A 15,964-nucleotide genomic window follows, 5' to 3' on the forward strand; every position below is an offset into this window, starting at 1 on the left:
TCCGTGTGTGGGGGCTACCCGTCGACGTCGACGAGTTCGGTGAGGCCGCTGACGATGAGCACGGGCATCAGCAGCGGAGGCGCGAGGAGGCGAATGTGGTCGGCGTAGGTGAAGAGCGCGTTGACAGCGCCGCTGTCGAGGTAGGCGATACCGCGGAGGTCGACGGTCACCTGACCGGTGCTGGTGGCGTCGGCGAGGGCTTGGGTGAAGTCGGCGACGTTGCTGAGGTCGACCTCGCCGGTCGCGGTGAGCACCGTCGTGCCGTTCTCGGCGTGACCAGTGTCGAGGGTGAGCGGGGTCGTCATCGGGCGATCTCCGTGTGCAGGTGGACGGTCGTGCCGGTCGCGGTGGGGTGGACGCTGACCTCGGTCATGAACGCTTTCATCAACTCCATCCCACGTCCACGGTGGCTGTCGGGGTCCGATTGCGGGGGTTTCCACCGGCCGCTGTCGGCGATCGTGAACTCCAGTCGGTCGACCAGGGCGGTGGCGCGGAACCGGACCAGACCTCCGGGGGAGTCGCGGTGGCCATGCTCGATCGCGTTGGCCACGGCTTCCCCCGCCGCGACCAGGACGTTCTGGATCTGGCCCTCGTCCAGGCCGCAGCGGGCGAGCCAGCCGCGCAGCGTGTTCCGGGTGGGGGCGAGCTGGCCCGCATCAGCGGGGAAGTCGAGCTCGAGCGGGCCGGGCTGGCGGTACAGCAGCAGCGCGACGTCGTCCTCGTAGCCGTTGGCCGGGGCCATGCCGGACATGAGCAGGCCGGCCAGTTCCTCCGGTGCGGTCGCGTGGCCTTCGCTGACGAAGTCGGTGGCCCGGCCGATGCCTTCGTCGAGTGGACGGCGCCGGCGTTCGACGAGTCCGTCCGTGTACGCCAGCAGCGTCGCCCGGGGCGGCACGACGACCCGCGCTTCGGGGCGGGGACGTCCTGGTCGCACGCCGAGCGGAATGGAGTGCGCGTCCTCGAGTAGGTGAGTGGAGCGATCGGCGTGCACGAGGATCGGCGGTGGGTGGCCGGCGCTGGAGTACGTCAGCTCGCCGGTGCCGGGATCGAGCACCGCGCAGAAGGCAGTGGTGCAGGTGGCGCCGGGCAGCTGGGCGGCGAAGCGGTCGAGGCTGGTCAAGGCGGCGGCCGGGGTCGGGTGTTCGAGCAGCAGGGCACGGCACGCACTGCGCAGCTGCCCCATGACCGTGGCTGCGGCCAAGCCGTGTCCGACGCAGTCGCCGACGACCAGCGCCATGCGTCCGTCTTCGAGGTCGATCAGGTCGTACCAGTCGCCGCCGACCTGCAGAGGAGGTGACGCCGGCTGGTAGCGGACGGCGAAGCCGCCGGGCAGCTGCTGTGGACCCAGGATGGCGTGCTGGAGGGCAAGCGCCGCCGCGCGCTGCTGGTCGAGCTGGTGTACCCGCGCGAGGCCTTGCCCCAGCCGGCCGGCGAGCACGGCCAGCAGCAGCTGGTCCTCGTCGGTGAAGGGCCGGCGTTCGGTGAGCCACACCCACAAGACGAGGACGCCGTCCGGGTGCTGCAGCGCGACCCCACCGGTCCCGGGCTCCCCGGCGATCGGGGCCAGGAGATCGCCTTCGCTCAACGCGGTGATGGCCTGCGCCACCTCGGGGGCGAGGTCGGGCCAGCGCGCCGGTTCGCCCGCGCCGATCACGAGCGGCGGAGCCGTTCCGTCGCCGGCGGAGGAGAACGTGACGGCCAGGACGCGGTGGGCCCGCCACACCTGGCGCAGTTCCTCGACCGTGGCCGACAGGGCCTCGGTCACGGTGTCGGCTTGGGCGAGCTGCTGGGTGAGCGCGGCCAGCACTTCCTGGCGTCGCACCGCGTAGTGCTCGGTGGTGACGTCGCGGAACGTGCCCACCGTGACCTGTCGGCTGGTGTCGGGATCGGCGACGTGGTTGAACGTCGCGGTGACCCAGAGGCGGTGGCCGTTCTTGTGCGAAACGGGGATCGTGTAGCTGCCTTGCGGAGCGTCGAGCAGCAGGTCGAACGCTTCGCGGACTTGCCGGTAGGCCTCGGGATCACTGCCTGCGTTCGGCCACCACGGGTGGACCGGCGTGTAGGGCAGCCCTTCCGGGCCGTAGCCGAGGATGTCGGCGAAGGTGGCGTTGATCTCGATCACGGCGCCGTCGGAATCGCAGACGAAGAAGGCTTCTTGGAGCGAATCCACCAGCGCGGTGCGCCAGCGGGCGTGATGGGTGCGCAGCCTGACCAGCTCGACGTTGGCCCGCACGCGAGCCAGCAGTTCGGCCGCGGCGAACGGCTTGACGAGGTAGTCGTCGGCGCCGGCCTGAAGGCCTTCGATGGACGCTTCCTGACCTGCGCGGGCCGACAGCAGCAGGACGGGCACGGCGGCGGTGCGCGGCTCCGCGCGCAGCGTGGCAACCAGTGCGAGACCGTCGAGCTCGGGCATCATCACGTCGCTGATCACCAGGTCGGGCGGCGCGGCGCGGATCGCGGCGAGGGCTTCCCGGCCGTCGTCGGCGGTGCCGACGCGGTAGCCGGCGCCCACGAGGAGGCGGGCCAGGTATTCGCGCATGTCGGCGTTGTCGTCGGCGATCAGGACGCGGGCGCTCGTGCTGGTCGCCTCGCTCATCCGCTGGGCCACCGCAGCGTCGCTGTGCTCGCCGGGCAGCCAGCGCAGGGCTTCCTGCACGTACTGTTCCGCGGTCGTCGAGGTGACGCCGTCGGCTCCGGTCGGCTTGACCGCGTCGGGCGGTAGGTGCGCGGCCCCGAAAGGCAGGCGGACGGTGAAGGTGGTTCCGGTACCTTCGGTGCTGTCGCCGGTGATGGTGCCCCCGTGGAGCTCCACCAGCTCGCGCACGAGCGCCAGGCCGATGCCGCTGCCCTCATTGGAGCGGGAGCGGGCGTTCTCGATGCGGTGGAACCGTTCGAACAGCCGGGGAATCTCCGCCTCGGGTACACCGACGCCGGTGTCGGCGATGGTGACCACCGCGTGGTCGTCGTCGCGGCGGACCTCGACGACGACGGATCCGTCGAAGGTGAATTTGAGTGCGTTGCTGAGCAGGTTGAAGACGACCTTTTCCCACATTTCGCGGTCCAGGTACACCGGTTCGTCGAGCGGTGGGCAGTCCACGGTGAACGTCAGCCCGGCCCTTTCCACCGCAGACCGGAACACGCTGGCCAGTTCCGCGGTGACGACCGCGAGGTCGGCCGGTGCGTAGCCCGCCTGCATGCGGCCGGCTTCGATGCGGGAGAAGTCGAGCAGGGAGTTGACGAGCTTGCTCAGCCGCAGGCCGTTGCGGTGGACGACGTCGAGCTCCTCGCGGATCTGGTCGTCCAGGCCGTCTTGGCGTCCGCGCAGTTCCTGGACCGGTCCGAGGATCAGCGTGAGCGGCGTGCGGAACTCGTGGCTGATGTTTGAGAAGAACGTCGTCTTCGCCCGGTCCAGCTCGGCCAGCTCTTCCGCCCGCCGCTGCTGGGCTTGGTAACTGCGTGCGCTGGCGACGCCGGCCGCGAGGTGCCCGGCCACCAGGTCGATGAACCCCCGGTAGCCGTCGTCGAGGTCGCGGTAGCGGTTGAGCCCGGCGACCAGGAATCCGTACGGCGAGGTTCCCCGCTGCCGCAGGGGTACGACCAGTGCGCGGGTGGGCGGTTCCGGCCACACCCCGGCGGGTAGCCCGGCGTGCCGGTCGTCGTCGAGGTCGACGACGACCGGCACGCCTGCCGCCAGCGCCGGGACCGGCCAGGTGTCGGAGTCGTCGGCGACCAGCACCGGCGGGGCGGCCGGGTGCTCCGGTGGAGCCGGCCAGCCGGGCGGCGCCGGTGTCGTCGACGAGGTAGGTCAGCGTGAACGGCAGATCACGCTGGTTGCGGCCGAGCTGACGTTCGGCGAACCGCAAAACTTGCTGCTCGGTGCGGATGACGCTGGGGTCGGAGCCCAGGTGGCGCAGCGTCTCCATCCGGCGTTCGGCGATGACGCGTTCGGTGTCTTCGCTGACCACGCACAGCATGCCGACGACCTGGCCGGTGTCGTCGCGCAGCGGGCTGTAGGAGAACGTGTGGTAGGACTCCTCCTGGTAGCCGGAGCGTTCCAAAAACAGCAGGAGCGCCTCGTCCCAGGTGGCTTTGCCGGTGTCGAGCACTGTCTGGATCCGCGGGCCGATGTCGTCCCAGATCTCCGCCCACACCTCGCTCGCCGGCCGGCCGAGTGCCCACGGGTATTTGCGGCCCAGCGTCTGGCGGCGGTAGGCGGCGTTGCAGAAGAAGGTCAGGTCCGGGCCCCACGCCATCCACATCGAGAAGCGGGAGGACAGCAGGATGTTCACGGCGGTGCGCAGGCTCTGCGGCCACTGCGCGGGTGGTCCGAGCTGCGTCGCAGCCCAATCGACCTTCGCGAGGTGCGGTCCGATCTCGTCGTCGGCCGTGAACGCGTCGATTCGGGACTCCGGTCTCGGGTCCCGCCCAGCCTCTTCGAAACCCATCCAACGCCTCCGGTTTGCTTCGTTGTCGGCAGACTATCGTCGCGGTACGGGGTTCGCCGGGGCAGCGACGCGGCGAACTGGTGCGCTTTCATGCTGGTGTCCTGCAAAGACTTGACGAGCATCCGGAACGCGCGGACCGGGTCGAGGTGCTCGACGGCGACCAGCAGCTGTGCTCCGGCGAGTGCGATCGCCGCATGGGTGGCGAACAGGGCGCCGGTCAGTGAAGGCGTTCCCGGCGCTGGAATCAGGTTCGGCGAGTCGGAAGGCCGCGCCCGGCGATGCGCGCTCGGCGGACCCGCGGTGGAACCAGCCGCAGTCTCGGTGCTTCCAGAGCCTGCTGTCCTTCACCTTGGGCAACAGCGCGGTCCGCCTGTTGGAGATGACGAATGTCTCGGCAACGCTCATGAGCGGCGGCACGTGGTGCCCGCCGAACCCGATCGTGTCGGTGACCGATCGCCACGGCCGGGACGTCGGCGGCGTGAACGACTACGCGGACTCCCCGATGGTCTTCGCAGACGGCCGGCGGCCCGGGACACTTCGTCCCGGGCCGCCGGTGCACATCGGCAACTGCGGTCATAGAGCCTCCGGCGCCACGGTCGCGGCGCACCCGTGCTTCGACGCCATGCAGCGCCTTATTGCCGGTGTTCCTGAGAAACCTGCTCCCGGACCTCGATCCTCGATTCCTCACCTCGCAGAACTGAATCGCTCCTCGGCGTATATGGGACGGCATGAACAAGGCATGGATCGGGTTGCTCAGTGCCGTGTTGGTGGCGTTGATCGGGGTAGTGGGTACCGTCGTCGTCGCCACGATCAACAAATCAGCACCCTCCGCTTCGCCTTCGGTGCCTCCGCCCAGTCCGACGAACACCTCGCCGAGAAGTGTGATCGCGCCGTGACGCTGACCGAACCCGACCACGGCACCGAGATCGACGGGGTTGCGGTGTAAAGGTCACGGGCCGTGTCTGCGCCCTGCAGCCGGGTGAGTCGGTGGGGCTGTTCGACTACGACGCCTACGACGACAACTTCTACCTGGTGTACGACCAGAACAGCGGACCCCAGCCGGTCGCGATCCGAAATGACGTTACCTTGTCATGGTGGACCAGCCGATCGGCGATCCGGGAGACAACCGCAAGGTCTACACGATCAAAGCGGTAGTGGCACCCGAAGAGTGTGGTAAGAAAATTGCTCAAACCCACCCAGGTGCGGAGGAGAACTACGTCTTCCGCCCGCTGCCTGGCGGTTGCACGCTATCCGATCAGCGTCAGATTCTGGAGAGTCGGAAATAAGGTGGGAACGGCCGGTCGAGAAGTTCGAGGATGCGGTCGCGTTCACCGCGGCGGCGCACGACGAGTTCTCCCGATGCCGTTACGGCATCGGTGACGAACTTCGCGACCGTCCGCGGCGGTGGGCGCTGCGGACTCGGCAGGGTCGCCGTCACGGACTTCGAGCCGGACGACCCCGCGAGCGGTCAGGAAACCTGCCGTGCAAGGCCTCCCGGGAGAGGAGCTCGGCCCGGTCGAGTGCCCGACCGGCGAATCGGACTTCCGCGGACGCGAACTCGCCCGTCTCGCAAACCACGTCAGACGGCTAAGGCCGAGAGCGGAGGCGACCTCCTGGACGGCCAAGGTTCGTTCATTCGCTCATCGCCTTCACCGTGCCCTTTCTGGCCGTTACCGGCGAACAAGCTTCACCGCCGTGACGGCCTTCGCGGCCGCCGCCGTCAAGTTCGTGGATCTGGGTGCGGCAGCTGAAGCGGCCGGCGAGGATCCAGTGTTGCCGGCGAGGCCGCAGCAGCCCGAGCCGAGCTGCTCGCCGTCGAGGCCAGCCGTTTTCGGCGATGCCGGTACCACGCGGGCCGCGGCGCGCGATCCACTGCCGCACGGTTTCGTCGGCGAACAGCGAGATCTCGCCGTTTTCGACGCCTGTCAGAGCGGTGGCGAGACGAGCCGGCCCTGGAGCACGGCTGGGCGAATTCACCAGGCGCCCGGCGTGGAGACGGCGGACGACCTGAGCGGTCGCGGTGAGCCAGCCCATCGTGCAATCCGACCGCGGGCGCGTCCAGGGCCGTCCGTCTCATCCTGCCGCCGCAACGTCATGACCCGCAACAAACTAGAAGATCGCCTGGGGGTTCACCGGTACGCCGGTGGCACCGCGCAGCCGGGGCGGTGCGATGACGAGGAGGAACGCGTACCGGTTCAGCTCGGAGCAGACGGCCGCCAGCTTCTCGACTTCGGCGCCGTCGATGAGCGGCATGCCGAGGCGGGCCAGCCCGATCACGTGCAGCGGCAGCGGGACCTGCGGGTCGACCGGGGGGTGCGCGTCACCGATGTCGCCGGCGTAGACGGAGACGTCGCGTTGCCGCATCCAGGCGACGGCGTCGACGGTCATGCCGGGCATCGGGTTTGCCGGGTCCCGGGAGAAGGTCCACCCGCCGCGCACCACCAAGGCGTCTCCGGGTTCGACGCGTTGCCCACTGCGTTGTTCCGCGGCGTCGAGGTCGGCGCCGGTGACGGGGTACGCCGGCGGCAGCCGGTCCCCGGGAGCGAGATCGAGCAGGACGCCCCGGGTGAGCACGCCGTCGGCGAACGCGGTCGTCGACCCGTGCCGCACGCCGGTCGGGGTGACGGCTTCGGTCAGGGGACGGCCGGGGTAGACGTGCCCGTCGACCGGTATGTGCACGAGCGCGTCCAGGTGGGTCAGCTCGGGGTTGTGAGGGGTGACGACCAGGACCTCGGCCATGCCCATCGGCGGGGTGCCGGTGTAGAGCATCGCCTGCTGCACCGGTGGCGACGGCGGGGTGGGTGGGGCGAACGGCCCGCTCATCATCGACGCCGGTTCGATGGGCCTGGCCAGTGACACGCACCGGCCGGTGCGGGCCTCCGCCAGGGCTCGCGCGCGGGTCACGTCGGTGATCAGGTTCAGGGTGCCGAGCTCGTCGTCGGCGCCCCACCGGCCCCAGTTGGTGAGGCGGTCGATGTTGTCAGGCACGTGCGGACTCCCGCGTGTTCAGGCTGGTCAGCCGGTCGAACGCGGCGCGCAGGCCGGTGTCACCGGAGCCGCGCGCGCTGAGGTAGCCGTCGGGACGGACGAGGATCCACTGCCCCTCGGCCAAGGCCAGCGTGTCCCGGACCCGCCCGTCGGGGTCCCACACGCCCTCATCCGGCCGACGCCGGCTGATCGTCGTCTCCGCCAGCCAGGCCGGCCGTGCCTGGCCGGCCGTGGAGGTGCGGTCGGTGTGGACGAGCAGGTGCCAGGCTGGTGTGCGCAGCACCGAGCGCAGTGTGGTCCAGCCGGGTGATTGCGCATCGGCCGCGGAGACCTGGGTGAGTCGCTGGCCGGGTTGGGGACCGTCGCCCGGCTCCCGGCCGGGCACCGTGAGCGCGCTGTCGGGATAGGCGATGCCCAACCCCGACATGCTCCGGATGAGCTGGCGCATGAAGCCGTGATCGGAGTCGTGGGTGTCCTCGCCGCCGGTGTCGACCATGGCCGTGTTCATGACCTCGCCGGTGGAGGCGAGCAGCGCCTGGCCGATGGGAACGCGCTCGGCGTCGTAGGTGTCGAGCAGCACGGGATCGGCGTGACCGTGGACGACCATGGCCAGCTTCCACGCCAGGTTGTACGCGTCCTGGATGCCGGTGTTGAGGCCTTGCCCGGACGCGGGGGAGTGGACGTGGGCGGCGTCGCCGGAGACGAAGCACCGCCCGACGTGCATGGCGGGTACCGCGCGCTGCTGGATGGTGAACTTCGACGCCCAGCCGGGGCGCTCCACGACGGTGTCGCGCCCCAGGGCCTGGGACAGCTTGGTGCCGAGCTGCCGGGCGATCCGCTCGGGGTGGTCGGGCTCTCCTTCGCCGGTGGTGTCCAGCAGCCGCCACTTGCGGGAGTCCGGGAACGGAAACATCATCAGCGCGCCGCCGGCCGGGAACAGCCAGTGCACACCGTCGCGGTCCAGGTCGGTGCGCACGATCGCGTCGGCGATCAGCCAGGTGTGGGCGGCTTCACCGGTCAGCGGCAGCTGCAGGGCTTTGCGGACGGTCGAGTGCCCGCCATCGCAGCCCCACAGGTAGCGGGCGCGCACGGTCTCCCGCCTCGAGCCGTCGCCGGTGCGCAACGCCGCCGTGACGACCTCGTCGTCGTGCTGGAACGACTCCAGCGTGGTGTTCCACTCCACCTCGACCCCGGCCGAGCCGGCGTGCGCGCGCAGCACGCGCTCGGTGATCACCTGGTCGATGTTGAACATGTACGGGAACCGGGTCGCCAGGTCGCCGAAGTCGAAGTCGACCCGGCTCGCGCGGCCGGCCTGGTGGCGGATGAACGCGTTCACCCTCGTGCCGTGCGGGGCGATGTCGCCGAGGATCCCGAGCTGGTCGTAGATCTCCAGGCTGCGGGCGTGGGTGCCGAGCGCGCGGCTGGTCGTGGCCGGGCCCGGCGCGGCGTCCACCAGGCGCACCGAGACACCCCATCGGGCCAGCTGCAGCGCCGCCGCGAGCCCGACCGGCCCCGCGCCCGCGACGAGGACGTCCACGTCATAACCTGTCATGCCCTCTCTCCTCCCAGTGTCACCCAACCTGACACTGGGAGATTATCCCACGAGCAGAAGGAGCGCGAGCCATGGGCCGGGAAAGTCGCGACGAGGTGGACCTGCCGCTGCTCGCACTCCTCCAGCGAGGGGTCCGGTGGTTCTCCGAGGAGCTGGTGGAGCGCCTGGACGCCGCCGGCGTCGCCCCCATCACCCCGGCGCACGCGGCCGTGCTCGCGCACCTGGACCCCAGCGCGCCGCTGAGCGTCGCCGAACTCGCCCGCCGGGCCGGGGTCACCCGCCAGACCATGCACCGCGCGGTCACCCAGCTCGTCGGCGAAGGCCTGCTGACCAGTGCGCCGGGACCGGGGTTCCCGCGCAGCACCCTCATCGGGCTCACCGCCGCGGGTTGTCAGCGTCGTGACGTCGCATCCGGGATTATCCGTGACCTGGAGCAGGATCTCGAAAGCCGGCTGGGTCCGGGGGGACTCGCCGGGTTGCGCGACCGGCTCACGCGAGCGTGGCCGCGGTGAAGAACGGCTCCTGCTCGATGCCGCCGCACCAGACGCGCAGGAGGTTGCGGGTCGCGGTGATGTCGGTGGTCGGGTCGCCGTCGAGCAGGACGAGGTCCGCGCGCAGGCCGGGTTCGACGGCGCCCCGGTCGTCGAAGCCGAAGTGGTGGGCGGGCAGGACCGTGGCCGCGCGGAGGGCTTCCAAGGGCGACAGCCCGGCGTCGACGAGCAGCTCCAGTTCGTGGTGCAGGCTGCTGCCGTGCTCGACGCGGGCAGGTGCACCCGGTGCGCTGTTCGCGTCAGTGCCCGCGAGGACCGGAACACCCGCGGCGTGCAGCGCCGCGACGCTGCGGGATGCCCCCGCGAACGCCGGTGGCCGGCCGACGTTGCCCGCGATGGTCTCCATCATGGACAGCGTGGGGACCGTGATCGTCTTCGCCGCAAGCGCTTCCGCGACGAGATCGGCGGTCAACGGCGCACCCAGCGGGACGTGCGTGACGACGTCGGCGTGGATTCCCACGGCCAGCGCGAACGCGCCCGGCGACGCGGCGTGCGCGACGACCGAGCGCCCACGGGCGTGGGCGGCCTCGACGAAAGCGTGGGCGGCCGCCGGCTCCGGACCGCCCTCGCCGGGGGCTTCGAGCACCAGCTTGAGGTAGTCGGCGCCATCAGCGATGCGCTGGTCCACAGAGGACTGCGCCTGCTCGGCCGTCTGCAGAACGGCGTTGTCCGCGAGACCCGGCATCCGGGCGTGCGGGCCGCCCGGGCCGATCGCCGGGGTGCCGGCGCTGCGGATGTCGCACAGACCCGGGACGTCGCGCAGGGCCGCGAGCCGGCCGGGTGGCCACGTCGCCATGTCGAGGCCGGTCGTCACACCCCACCCGGTGAGCTTTTCCAGCGTCCGCCGGTCTTCGAGGTGGATGTGGGCGTCGATCAGCCCGGGCAGCAGCACCGCGCCGCCGCCCTCGACGACGTCGGCGCCGGCCGGGTCGGTCCCGATGACCGGTCCGTCGATGACCACAGTGGACGGTCCGGTCAGTTCGCGGCCGTCGAAGACCCGGACGTTGCGCAGCGCGATCTTCACGAAGGAATCCTCCCGGCGTTGGCGGCGAGCCGGTAGGCGTCGCGGACCGCGGGGACCAGGCGGGTCGCGGCCGCCGGGTCGACGCGGTCGGGAACGAGTTTCAGGATGTCGCCGGAGCGGCGGTCCGGTGGGACGTCGTCGCCGCGGGCGGCGACTACCGCGTGGAAGTGCGGGTAGTTCTCGCCGAAGACGAGCAGGTACGTCGCCGGGGCGCCGGTGACCTCGGTGATGGCGGCGACGAGGTCACGGGCGCGGCGGGCGAGCGAGTCCAGTTCGCCGTCGTCGAGCCCGGTGATGCGTTCGGCGTGGCGCCGGGTGCGGAGGATGAACCAGCCGGGCACCGCGTAGGCGGGCACGACTTCGGCGGCCCACCGGTCGTCGCGGAAGACGACCGAGGACTCGTCGGCGTCTTCCATCCGGCACAGGAGGCACTCGGGGGGAGTCAACGGTTCAGGGGGCACCGACGAGCACCGACATCGGGTTGGGGAGCTCGGCCTTGAGCGACCACGCGCGGTCGGTCAGCTCACCGACGTCGGCGCCGCCGCGGCGGGCCTCGAGCATCGCCTGCGGGTCGAACGCCGGGCCGACCGAGTCGGCGGCGTACTCCGGGCCGTTCATGTACGCGGTCGCGTCGTCGGGCTCGGCGAAGTTGTCCACCTGCATCTCGACGAAGTTGCCGTCGGGGTCCTGGTAGTACATCGACGTGGTCACGCCGTGGGCGATGCACACGGCCGGCGCGACTCCCTTGTCCCGCAGCGATTCGTAGCGCGCGAGCAGGTCGTCGAGGTGGTCGAAGGTGTAGGCCGTGTGGTGCATCGCGGCGGTGGCCGGCGTCTTGCGCTCCAGCGGGACGGGGGAGTTGAGGAGCGCGACGCGGTGGTGTTCTTCGTCGAAGGTGATGAAGGTGAGGTTGTCGTCCTCGTAGACGACGTGGGCGTCGAGCACGGCGCAGTACCAGTCCCGCATTTCCTTGGCCTGACTGGTCTGGAACACCACGTGGGCGAACTTGGGCTTGGCGGGCATCGGGTTTCCTTTCTCGGCGTTGAGTGAAGGTCCGGGGTCGGGTCTAAGGTAGGGAAATGAACCGGGTGCGCATCGAGCCGATGCCCTCCGCGAAGGTCACCAGTTCGTCTCCGGCACTCAGGAAACGGGCGGGCCGGCGGGCCATGCCGATCCCGGCCGGGGTGCCGGTGAAGACGACGTCGCCGGCATACAAAGGCAGAATCGAAGACAGGTAGGCGATGATCTCGCCGACGGAGAAGATCATGTCGCTCGTGCGCGACTTCTGCATCTGCTCGCCGTTGAGGTGGCAGCCGAGACCGATGTCGTCCCGATCGGGGAACTCGTCGGGAGTGACCAGTTCCGGTCCCATCGGCGCGAAGCCGGGGTAGGACTTGCCGAGGTTGAACTGCGGAGCCGGTGGCTTCAGCTGCAGCTCCCGCTCGGACAGATCCTGCCCCAAGGTGAGGCCGGCGACGTGGTCCCATGCCCGCGAGGCCGGCACCTGGTAGGCCTCGCGGCCGAGCACGACGACCAGCTCGGTCTCGAAGTCGACCGAGCCGCGCGGCAGGTTGACGAGCGCGGCCGGTCCGGTGATCGACGCGGGGAACTTGGTGAACACCACCGGCGTTTCGGGAACGTCCATCCCGGACTCGGCCGCGTGCTCGCGGTAGTTGAGCCCGATCGCGAAGACCTGCCGGGGCCGTGGCGCGGGCGACCCGAGCACTTCGGCGCGGTAGGGCCGGGGCACGCTGCCGGTGCGTTCGGCGGCCCAGTCGCGAAGGTCATCCCAATGGCCGTAGAGGCATTGCGGATCCGAGGGCAGGCTGCCGCTGGCGGATTCGATGTCGATCAAGCCGTCGCCGGTGACCAGGCATGCCCGACCGGCCGCGTTGACGATGCGCATGACGGCTCCTTTGCTCCGGCCTCCGATGACAACATAGCAATTATATGTGATAACAGCAAGGTTGTGCCGGACGGGTGTTCGCGCAGGTAGGCGTTATAGTTGAGGACGATTCGGCTCGCATCCGACTGAGCAGGGGGCTTCCGTGGCATCACCGTCGACCGGCGTGCGGCCGATCGAATCGCGCTCGGTCACCGAGCAGGTCACCACGGAACTGCGCCGGTCGATCCTGTGCGGTGACCTTGCGCCCGGGCGTGAGTTCTCGTTGCGGGAGATCGCCGGGCTGCTCAACGTCAGCTTCATCCCGGTCAGGGACGCGTTGCGCAACTTGGAGAGCGAAGGCCTCGTCATCACCCGCCCCGGCCGCAGCGCTCTGGTCGCGCCGCTGGACCTCCAGGATCTGCAGGCCATCTACCGGCTCCGGCGCACGATCGAGCCGGAGATCGCCAGCCGCGCGTGCGTGCTGCTGTCCGACGGGGAGCTCGACCGGCTCGAGCGGCAGGCCGCGGGGTTCGGCGACGAGCGGCTGGGGATGGACGAAATCTACGACGCGCACCACGCTTTCCACCTGGCTCTGCTGGCGCCCGCCGCGAGCGCGTGGGACGTGCGGCTGCTCAGCACGCTCTGGCGCGCCGCCGAGCGCTACATCCGGATCGGCTTCGGGGCCCTCGACCCCGACCCGGAGGAACACCACCGCCGCGAAGAAGCCCACGAAAGCCTGATCGAGGTCTTCCGCCGCCGGGACCCGGAGGCGGCAGCGCAGGCGGTGCGCGACCACCTCGAGCGCAACGAGCAGCTCGCCTTGCGGGCCCTCGGGAACGGCGAGCCGGCCGATGTGCCGAAGCGTGCGCGGGCAACCAAGAAAACCAAGACCCGCTGACTTCCTGACGAGGCGTGCCGGCTCGAACTTCGGCATTGCCGTTATCACATATAGCGTCTACTCTCCCTGGCACGGTGCCGGGCACGAGTGCGCTCTTCGCAGCCCACGTGCGGGTCGGCGCACTCCCCTTTTCCCTTTGGCAGGAGGCCAACGATGGCCCAGCAACGCGAAGTCCTGACCTACGAGACCGATGGCGTCACGCTCACGGCCTTGGCGGCCGGGCCCGCGCAGTCGGACCGGCCCTTGATCGTCGCCGTGCACGGCGGCACCTACACCGCCCGCTACTTCGACGTCGCGGGTTCCACCGGCGGCTCGTTCCTGGACGTCGCCGCCGCGCACGGGCACCGGGTGATCGCGTTCGACCGCCCCGGCTACGGCGGCAGCACCCCGCTCGACCCCGCGGCCAACACCTTCGAGCGGCACGCCGAACTGCTGGCCGCCGCCATCATCGCCGCGACGAAGGACGCGGGCAGCGAGCAGGTGTTCCTGGTCGGGCACTCGATCGGCGGCATGATCGCGTTGATGATCGCGGCGAGCCGGCCGGACTTCCCTCTCATCGGCGTCTCGGCCACGGGGATGGGCGCGGTGATCCCGTCGGGCGGTGCGGCCGAAGCCCTGGGTTCGCTGCCGCCGGACGAGACCGTCGACCTCCCGTACGAACAGCGCGACCAGGTGATGTTCGGGCCGCCGGGGACCTACACCGCGGACGGTCTCGCGCAGGCGCACGAGGCGTACGCCCCGGTTCCGGTCCGGGAGCTGGTCCAGGCGCCCGCGTGGCCCCGCGAGCACCTGCCCACGGTGGCGCCGAACGTGCGCGTCCCGGTCCACAATGCACTCGCGGAGTTCGACGCGTTGTGGGAGAGCAACGCGGAGAACGTCGCGAAGTTCGCGGCGATGTTCGGCTCGGCGCCGTTCGTGGACGCGAGCGTGGCCCGCGGTACCGGCCACAGCATCGACCACCACGTCCTCGGCCACGCGCTGCACCTGCGTCAGCTGGCCTTCGCCGACGAGTGCGCCGCCTGGGCCCGCGTCGGAAGCGTGCGGTGATGCCGGTCGACGACCTTCCCGACGCCGTCCCGGTCCTGATCGCCGGCGGGGGACCGGTCGGGCTGGCCGCGGCGGTCGAGCTCGGTCGCCGCGGCGTCGAGTGCCTCGTGGTCGAGCCGCGCGTGACGGTGTCCATCGCGCGGCCGCGCTGCAAGACCCTCAACGTCCGCACCATGGAACACCTGCGCCGGTGGGGACTGGCCGAGCGCCTCCGGGAGCGGGCACCGCTGCCGGTCGGCTGGTCGCAGGACGTCGTGTTCTGCACGTCGCTGACCGGGTGGGAGTTGTCGCGGTTCACCGGAGTTCTCGGGCTGGCCCCCCACGGGGACCGCTTCGCCGAACTCGGTCAGCAAGCTCCCCAGTACGTCCTGGAGGAGGTGCTGCGCGAGGCCGTGGAGGATCTCGACCCGTGCCGCCTGGTGCTCGGTGCCCGGGTGACCGAGCTGGAGCAGACCGACGACGTCGTGACCGTCACGATCGAAACCCCTTCCGGAGAATGGAAAGCCGTCCGCGCCGAGTACGTGCTCGGGTGCGACGGCCCGCGCAGCACGGTCCGCGATCGGATCGGGTCGGCCTACGTCGGCGGCGAAGCGCTGCGTCCCAATTTCGGCATGGTGTTCACCTGCCCGGAGCTGAACACGGTCACGCGGCACGGGCCGGCGGTGCAGTACTGGGTCGTCAACCCGTCGGCGCCGGCGCTGGTCGGCCCGCTGGACCAGGCGGGCACCTGGTGGGCCATCGCCTTCGGGGTCGACCGGGAGACGGGCGAACGCGAAGCGCGCGCCCTCGTCGACGCCGTGGCCGGGCGGCCGGTCGCGGCCACGGTCGTGTCGACCGATCCGTGGACCGCACGCATGCAGATCGCCGACCGGATGCGGGACCGGCGGGTCTTCCTCGCGGGCGACGCGGCGCACCTCAACCCGCCGTTCGGCGGCCACGGCCTGAACACCGGCGTGGCCGACGCCGTGGACCTCGGCTGGAAGCTCGCCGCCGTCCTGGGCGGCTGGGCGGGTCCGGGCCTGCTCGACAGTTATGAGGCGGAGCGGCGGCCGGTTCAGGAGCGCGTCATCGCGGCGGCGACGGCCAACATGCGGGTGCTCTCGACCGAACTGCTCGCCGACAACCTCGAAGACGACGACGCTGCGGGCGCGGGCGCGCGGGAAGCGGCGGGCGCCCGGATCCAGAAGACGAAGAAGGCCGAGTTCCATTCGCTCGATCTCGTGCTCGGCCTGCGGATCGACGAGTCACCCGTGCTCCCGTCCGGTGGTGGCGTGGCGGCGGGAGCGCGGCTTCCCCACGCCTTCCTCGACGACGGCCGGTCGCTCTACGACGTCCTGGGACCGGACCACACTTTGCTGGTGCTGAGGGAAAACACCGGCGGAGAGCGGATCGCCGACGCCGCCCGCGAGTGCGGTTTCCCGCTGCACGTCGCCGATCTGACGGGCACCGGGTACGCGGAGCAGGCCTCCGCCGCGTTGTTGCTCGTGCGTCCTGATCAGGTGGTCGCGTGGTCGGGAGATGCGAGCCCCGCGGACGCCGGGGCGTTGCTCGGCGTGGTCCGCGGGGCTCGCTGA

15 protein-coding genes and 1 pseudogene are annotated in these 15,964 nt (G+C 70.7%); 6 read left to right on the forward strand and 10 right to left on the reverse strand.

Annotated elements, in window-relative coordinates; translation table 11 throughout:
• Positions 1-14: 14 nt before the first annotated feature.
• The 3 genes and pseudogenes from ACLJQM_RS14320 to ACLJQM_RS14330 form a co-directional block, all read right to left on the reverse strand.
• The gene (locus tag ACLJQM_RS14320; RefSeq protein WP_410631604.1) at positions 15-305 is read right to left on the reverse strand and encodes an STAS domain-containing protein; all 291 of its coding nucleotides are present in this window, start codon (positions 303-305) and stop codon (positions 15-17) included.
• Positions 302-3,736, reverse strand: coding sequence for a SpoIIE family protein phosphatase (locus ACLJQM_RS14325; RefSeq protein ID WP_410631605.1), 3,435 nt, complete (start codon positions 3,734-3,736; stop codon positions 302-304). Before ACLJQM_RS14325 ends, ACLJQM_RS14320 begins: the two co-directional genes overlap by 4 nt.
• A 262-nt stretch (positions 3,737-3,998) precedes the next feature.
• A pseudogene (locus tag ACLJQM_RS14330) lies at positions 3,999-4,445 on the reverse strand (histidine kinase); the annotation flags it as partial.
• Between the two features lie 220 nt (positions 4,446-4,665).
• On the opposite strand from ACLJQM_RS14330, the gene ACLJQM_RS14335 reads away from it, so the two are divergent.
• Positions 4,666-5,391: a hypothetical protein gene (locus ACLJQM_RS14335; RefSeq protein WP_410631606.1), complete on the forward strand. Its 726-nt coding sequence runs from the start codon at positions 4,666-4,668 to the stop codon at positions 5,389-5,391.
• Between the two features lie 148 nt (positions 5,392-5,539).
• Positions 5,540-5,731: a hypothetical protein gene (locus tag ACLJQM_RS14340; protein ID WP_410631607.1), complete on the forward strand. Its 192-nt coding sequence runs from the start codon at positions 5,540-5,542 to the stop codon at positions 5,729-5,731.
• 346 nt (positions 5,732-6,077) lie between these two features.
• Here ACLJQM_RS14340 and ACLJQM_RS14345 read toward each other — a convergent pair whose 3' ends face one another.
• From ACLJQM_RS14345 to ACLJQM_RS14355, 3 genes are all read right to left on the reverse strand, one after another.
• Positions 6,078-6,479, reverse strand: coding sequence for a hypothetical protein (locus ACLJQM_RS14345; RefSeq protein ID WP_410631608.1), 402 nt, complete (start codon positions 6,477-6,479; stop codon positions 6,078-6,080).
• A gap of 75 nt (positions 6,480-6,554) precedes the next feature.
• Positions 6,555-7,433: a cyclase family protein gene (locus ACLJQM_RS14350; protein ID WP_410631609.1), complete on the reverse strand. Its 879-nt coding sequence runs from the start codon at positions 7,431-7,433 to the stop codon at positions 6,555-6,557.
• Positions 7,426-8,985: an FAD-dependent oxidoreductase gene (locus ACLJQM_RS14355; protein WP_410631610.1), complete on the reverse strand. Its 1,560-nt coding sequence runs from the start codon at positions 8,983-8,985 to the stop codon at positions 7,426-7,428. Before ACLJQM_RS14355 ends, ACLJQM_RS14350 begins: the two co-directional genes overlap by 8 nt.
• A 71-nt stretch (positions 8,986-9,056) precedes the next feature.
• On the opposite strand from ACLJQM_RS14355, the gene ACLJQM_RS14360 reads away from it, so the two are divergent.
• Positions 9,057-9,497: a MarR family winged helix-turn-helix transcriptional regulator gene (locus ACLJQM_RS14360; RefSeq protein WP_410631611.1), complete on the forward strand. Its 441-nt coding sequence runs from the start codon at positions 9,057-9,059 to the stop codon at positions 9,495-9,497.
• On the opposite strand, the gene ACLJQM_RS14365 is transcribed toward ACLJQM_RS14360, so the two are convergent.
• Genes ACLJQM_RS14365 through ACLJQM_RS14380 form a run of 4 tightly spaced genes read right to left on the reverse strand, consistent with a single transcriptional unit; the run spans position 9,475 to position 12,466 of the window.
• Positions 9,475-10,560, reverse strand: coding sequence for an amidohydrolase family protein (locus ACLJQM_RS14365; protein WP_410631612.1), 1,086 nt, complete (start codon positions 10,558-10,560; stop codon positions 9,475-9,477). The two genes, ACLJQM_RS14360 and ACLJQM_RS14365, sit on opposite strands and share 23 nt — an antisense overlap.
• On the reverse strand, positions 10,557-10,976 hold the full coding sequence (locus ACLJQM_RS14370; RefSeq protein ID WP_410631613.1) for a hypothetical protein: 420 nt from the start codon (positions 10,974-10,976) through the stop codon (positions 10,557-10,559). The genes ACLJQM_RS14365 and ACLJQM_RS14370 overlap by 4 nt, the downstream gene beginning before the upstream one ends.
• 34 nt (positions 10,977-11,010) lie before the next feature.
• On the reverse strand, positions 11,011-11,583 hold the full coding sequence (locus tag ACLJQM_RS14375) for a VOC family protein (protein WP_410631614.1): 573 nt from the start codon (positions 11,581-11,583) through the stop codon (positions 11,011-11,013).
• Positions 11,584-11,626: 43 nt separating this feature from the next.
• Positions 11,627-12,466, reverse strand: a complete 840-nt coding sequence (locus ACLJQM_RS14380; RefSeq protein WP_410631615.1) for a fumarylacetoacetate hydrolase family protein — start codon at positions 12,464-12,466, stop codon at positions 11,627-11,629.
• 142 nt (positions 12,467-12,608) lie between these two features.
• On the opposite strand from ACLJQM_RS14380, the gene ACLJQM_RS14385 reads away from it, so the two are divergent.
• From ACLJQM_RS14385 to ACLJQM_RS14395, 3 genes are all read left to right on the forward strand, one after another.
• Complete coding sequence (locus tag ACLJQM_RS14385) at positions 12,609-13,343, forward strand: GntR family transcriptional regulator (protein WP_410631616.1); 735 nt, start codon at positions 12,609-12,611, stop codon at positions 13,341-13,343.
• A 153-nt stretch (positions 13,344-13,496) separates the two neighbouring features.
• Positions 13,497-14,390 (forward strand): alpha/beta hydrolase, encoded by an 894-nt coding sequence (locus tag ACLJQM_RS14390; protein WP_410631617.1) that lies wholly within the window; start codon positions 13,497-13,499, stop codon positions 14,388-14,390.
• A complete protein-coding gene (locus ACLJQM_RS14395) occupies positions 14,390-15,964 on the forward strand; it encodes an FAD-dependent monooxygenase (protein WP_410631618.1) in 1,575 nt (524 codons plus the stop codon). The genes ACLJQM_RS14390 and ACLJQM_RS14395 overlap by 1 nt, the downstream gene beginning before the upstream one ends.

Origin of the sequence: Amycolatopsis sp. cmx-4-83 (genome assembly GCF_046548815.1) — a bacterium.
GTDB classification, from domain to species: Bacteria; Actinomycetota; Actinomycetes; order Mycobacteriales; family Pseudonocardiaceae; genus Amycolatopsis; species Amycolatopsis pretoriensis_A.

What these genes read in the sequence shown, in the direction of transcription:
- ACLJQM_RS14320 (WP_410631604.1), bottom strand. Translation starts at nt 305, where the DNA reads ATGACGACCCCGCTCACCCTCGACACTGGTCACGCCGAGAACGGCACG.
- ACLJQM_RS14345 (WP_410631608.1), bottom strand. Translation starts at nt 6,479, where the DNA reads ATGGGCTGGCTCACCGCGACCGCTCAGGTCGTCCGCCGTCTCCACGCC.
- ACLJQM_RS14355 (WP_410631610.1), bottom strand. Translation starts at nt 8,985, where the DNA reads ATGACAGGTTATGACGTGGACGTCCTCGTCGCGGGCGCGGGGCCGGTC.
- ACLJQM_RS14360 (WP_410631611.1), top strand. Translation starts at nt 9,057, where the DNA reads ATGGGCCGGGAAAGTCGCGACGAGGTGGACCTGCCGCTGCTCGCACTC.
- ACLJQM_RS14370 (WP_410631613.1), bottom strand. Translation starts at nt 10,976, where the DNA reads ATGGAAGACGCCGACGAGTCCTCGGTCGTCTTCCGCGACGACCGGTGG.
- ACLJQM_RS14375 (WP_410631614.1), bottom strand. Translation starts at nt 11,583, where the DNA reads ATGCCCGCCAAGCCCAAGTTCGCCCACGTGGTGTTCCAGACCAGTCAG.
- ACLJQM_RS14380 (WP_410631615.1), bottom strand. Translation starts at nt 12,466, where the DNA reads ATGCGCATCGTCAACGCGGCCGGTCGGGCATGCCTGGTCACCGGCGAC.
- ACLJQM_RS14390 (WP_410631617.1), top strand. Translation starts at nt 13,497, where the DNA reads ATGGCCCAGCAACGCGAAGTCCTGACCTACGAGACCGATGGCGTCACG.
- ACLJQM_RS14395 (WP_410631618.1), top strand. Translation starts at nt 14,390, where the DNA reads ATGCCGGTCGACGACCTTCCCGACGCCGTCCCGGTCCTGATCGCCGGC.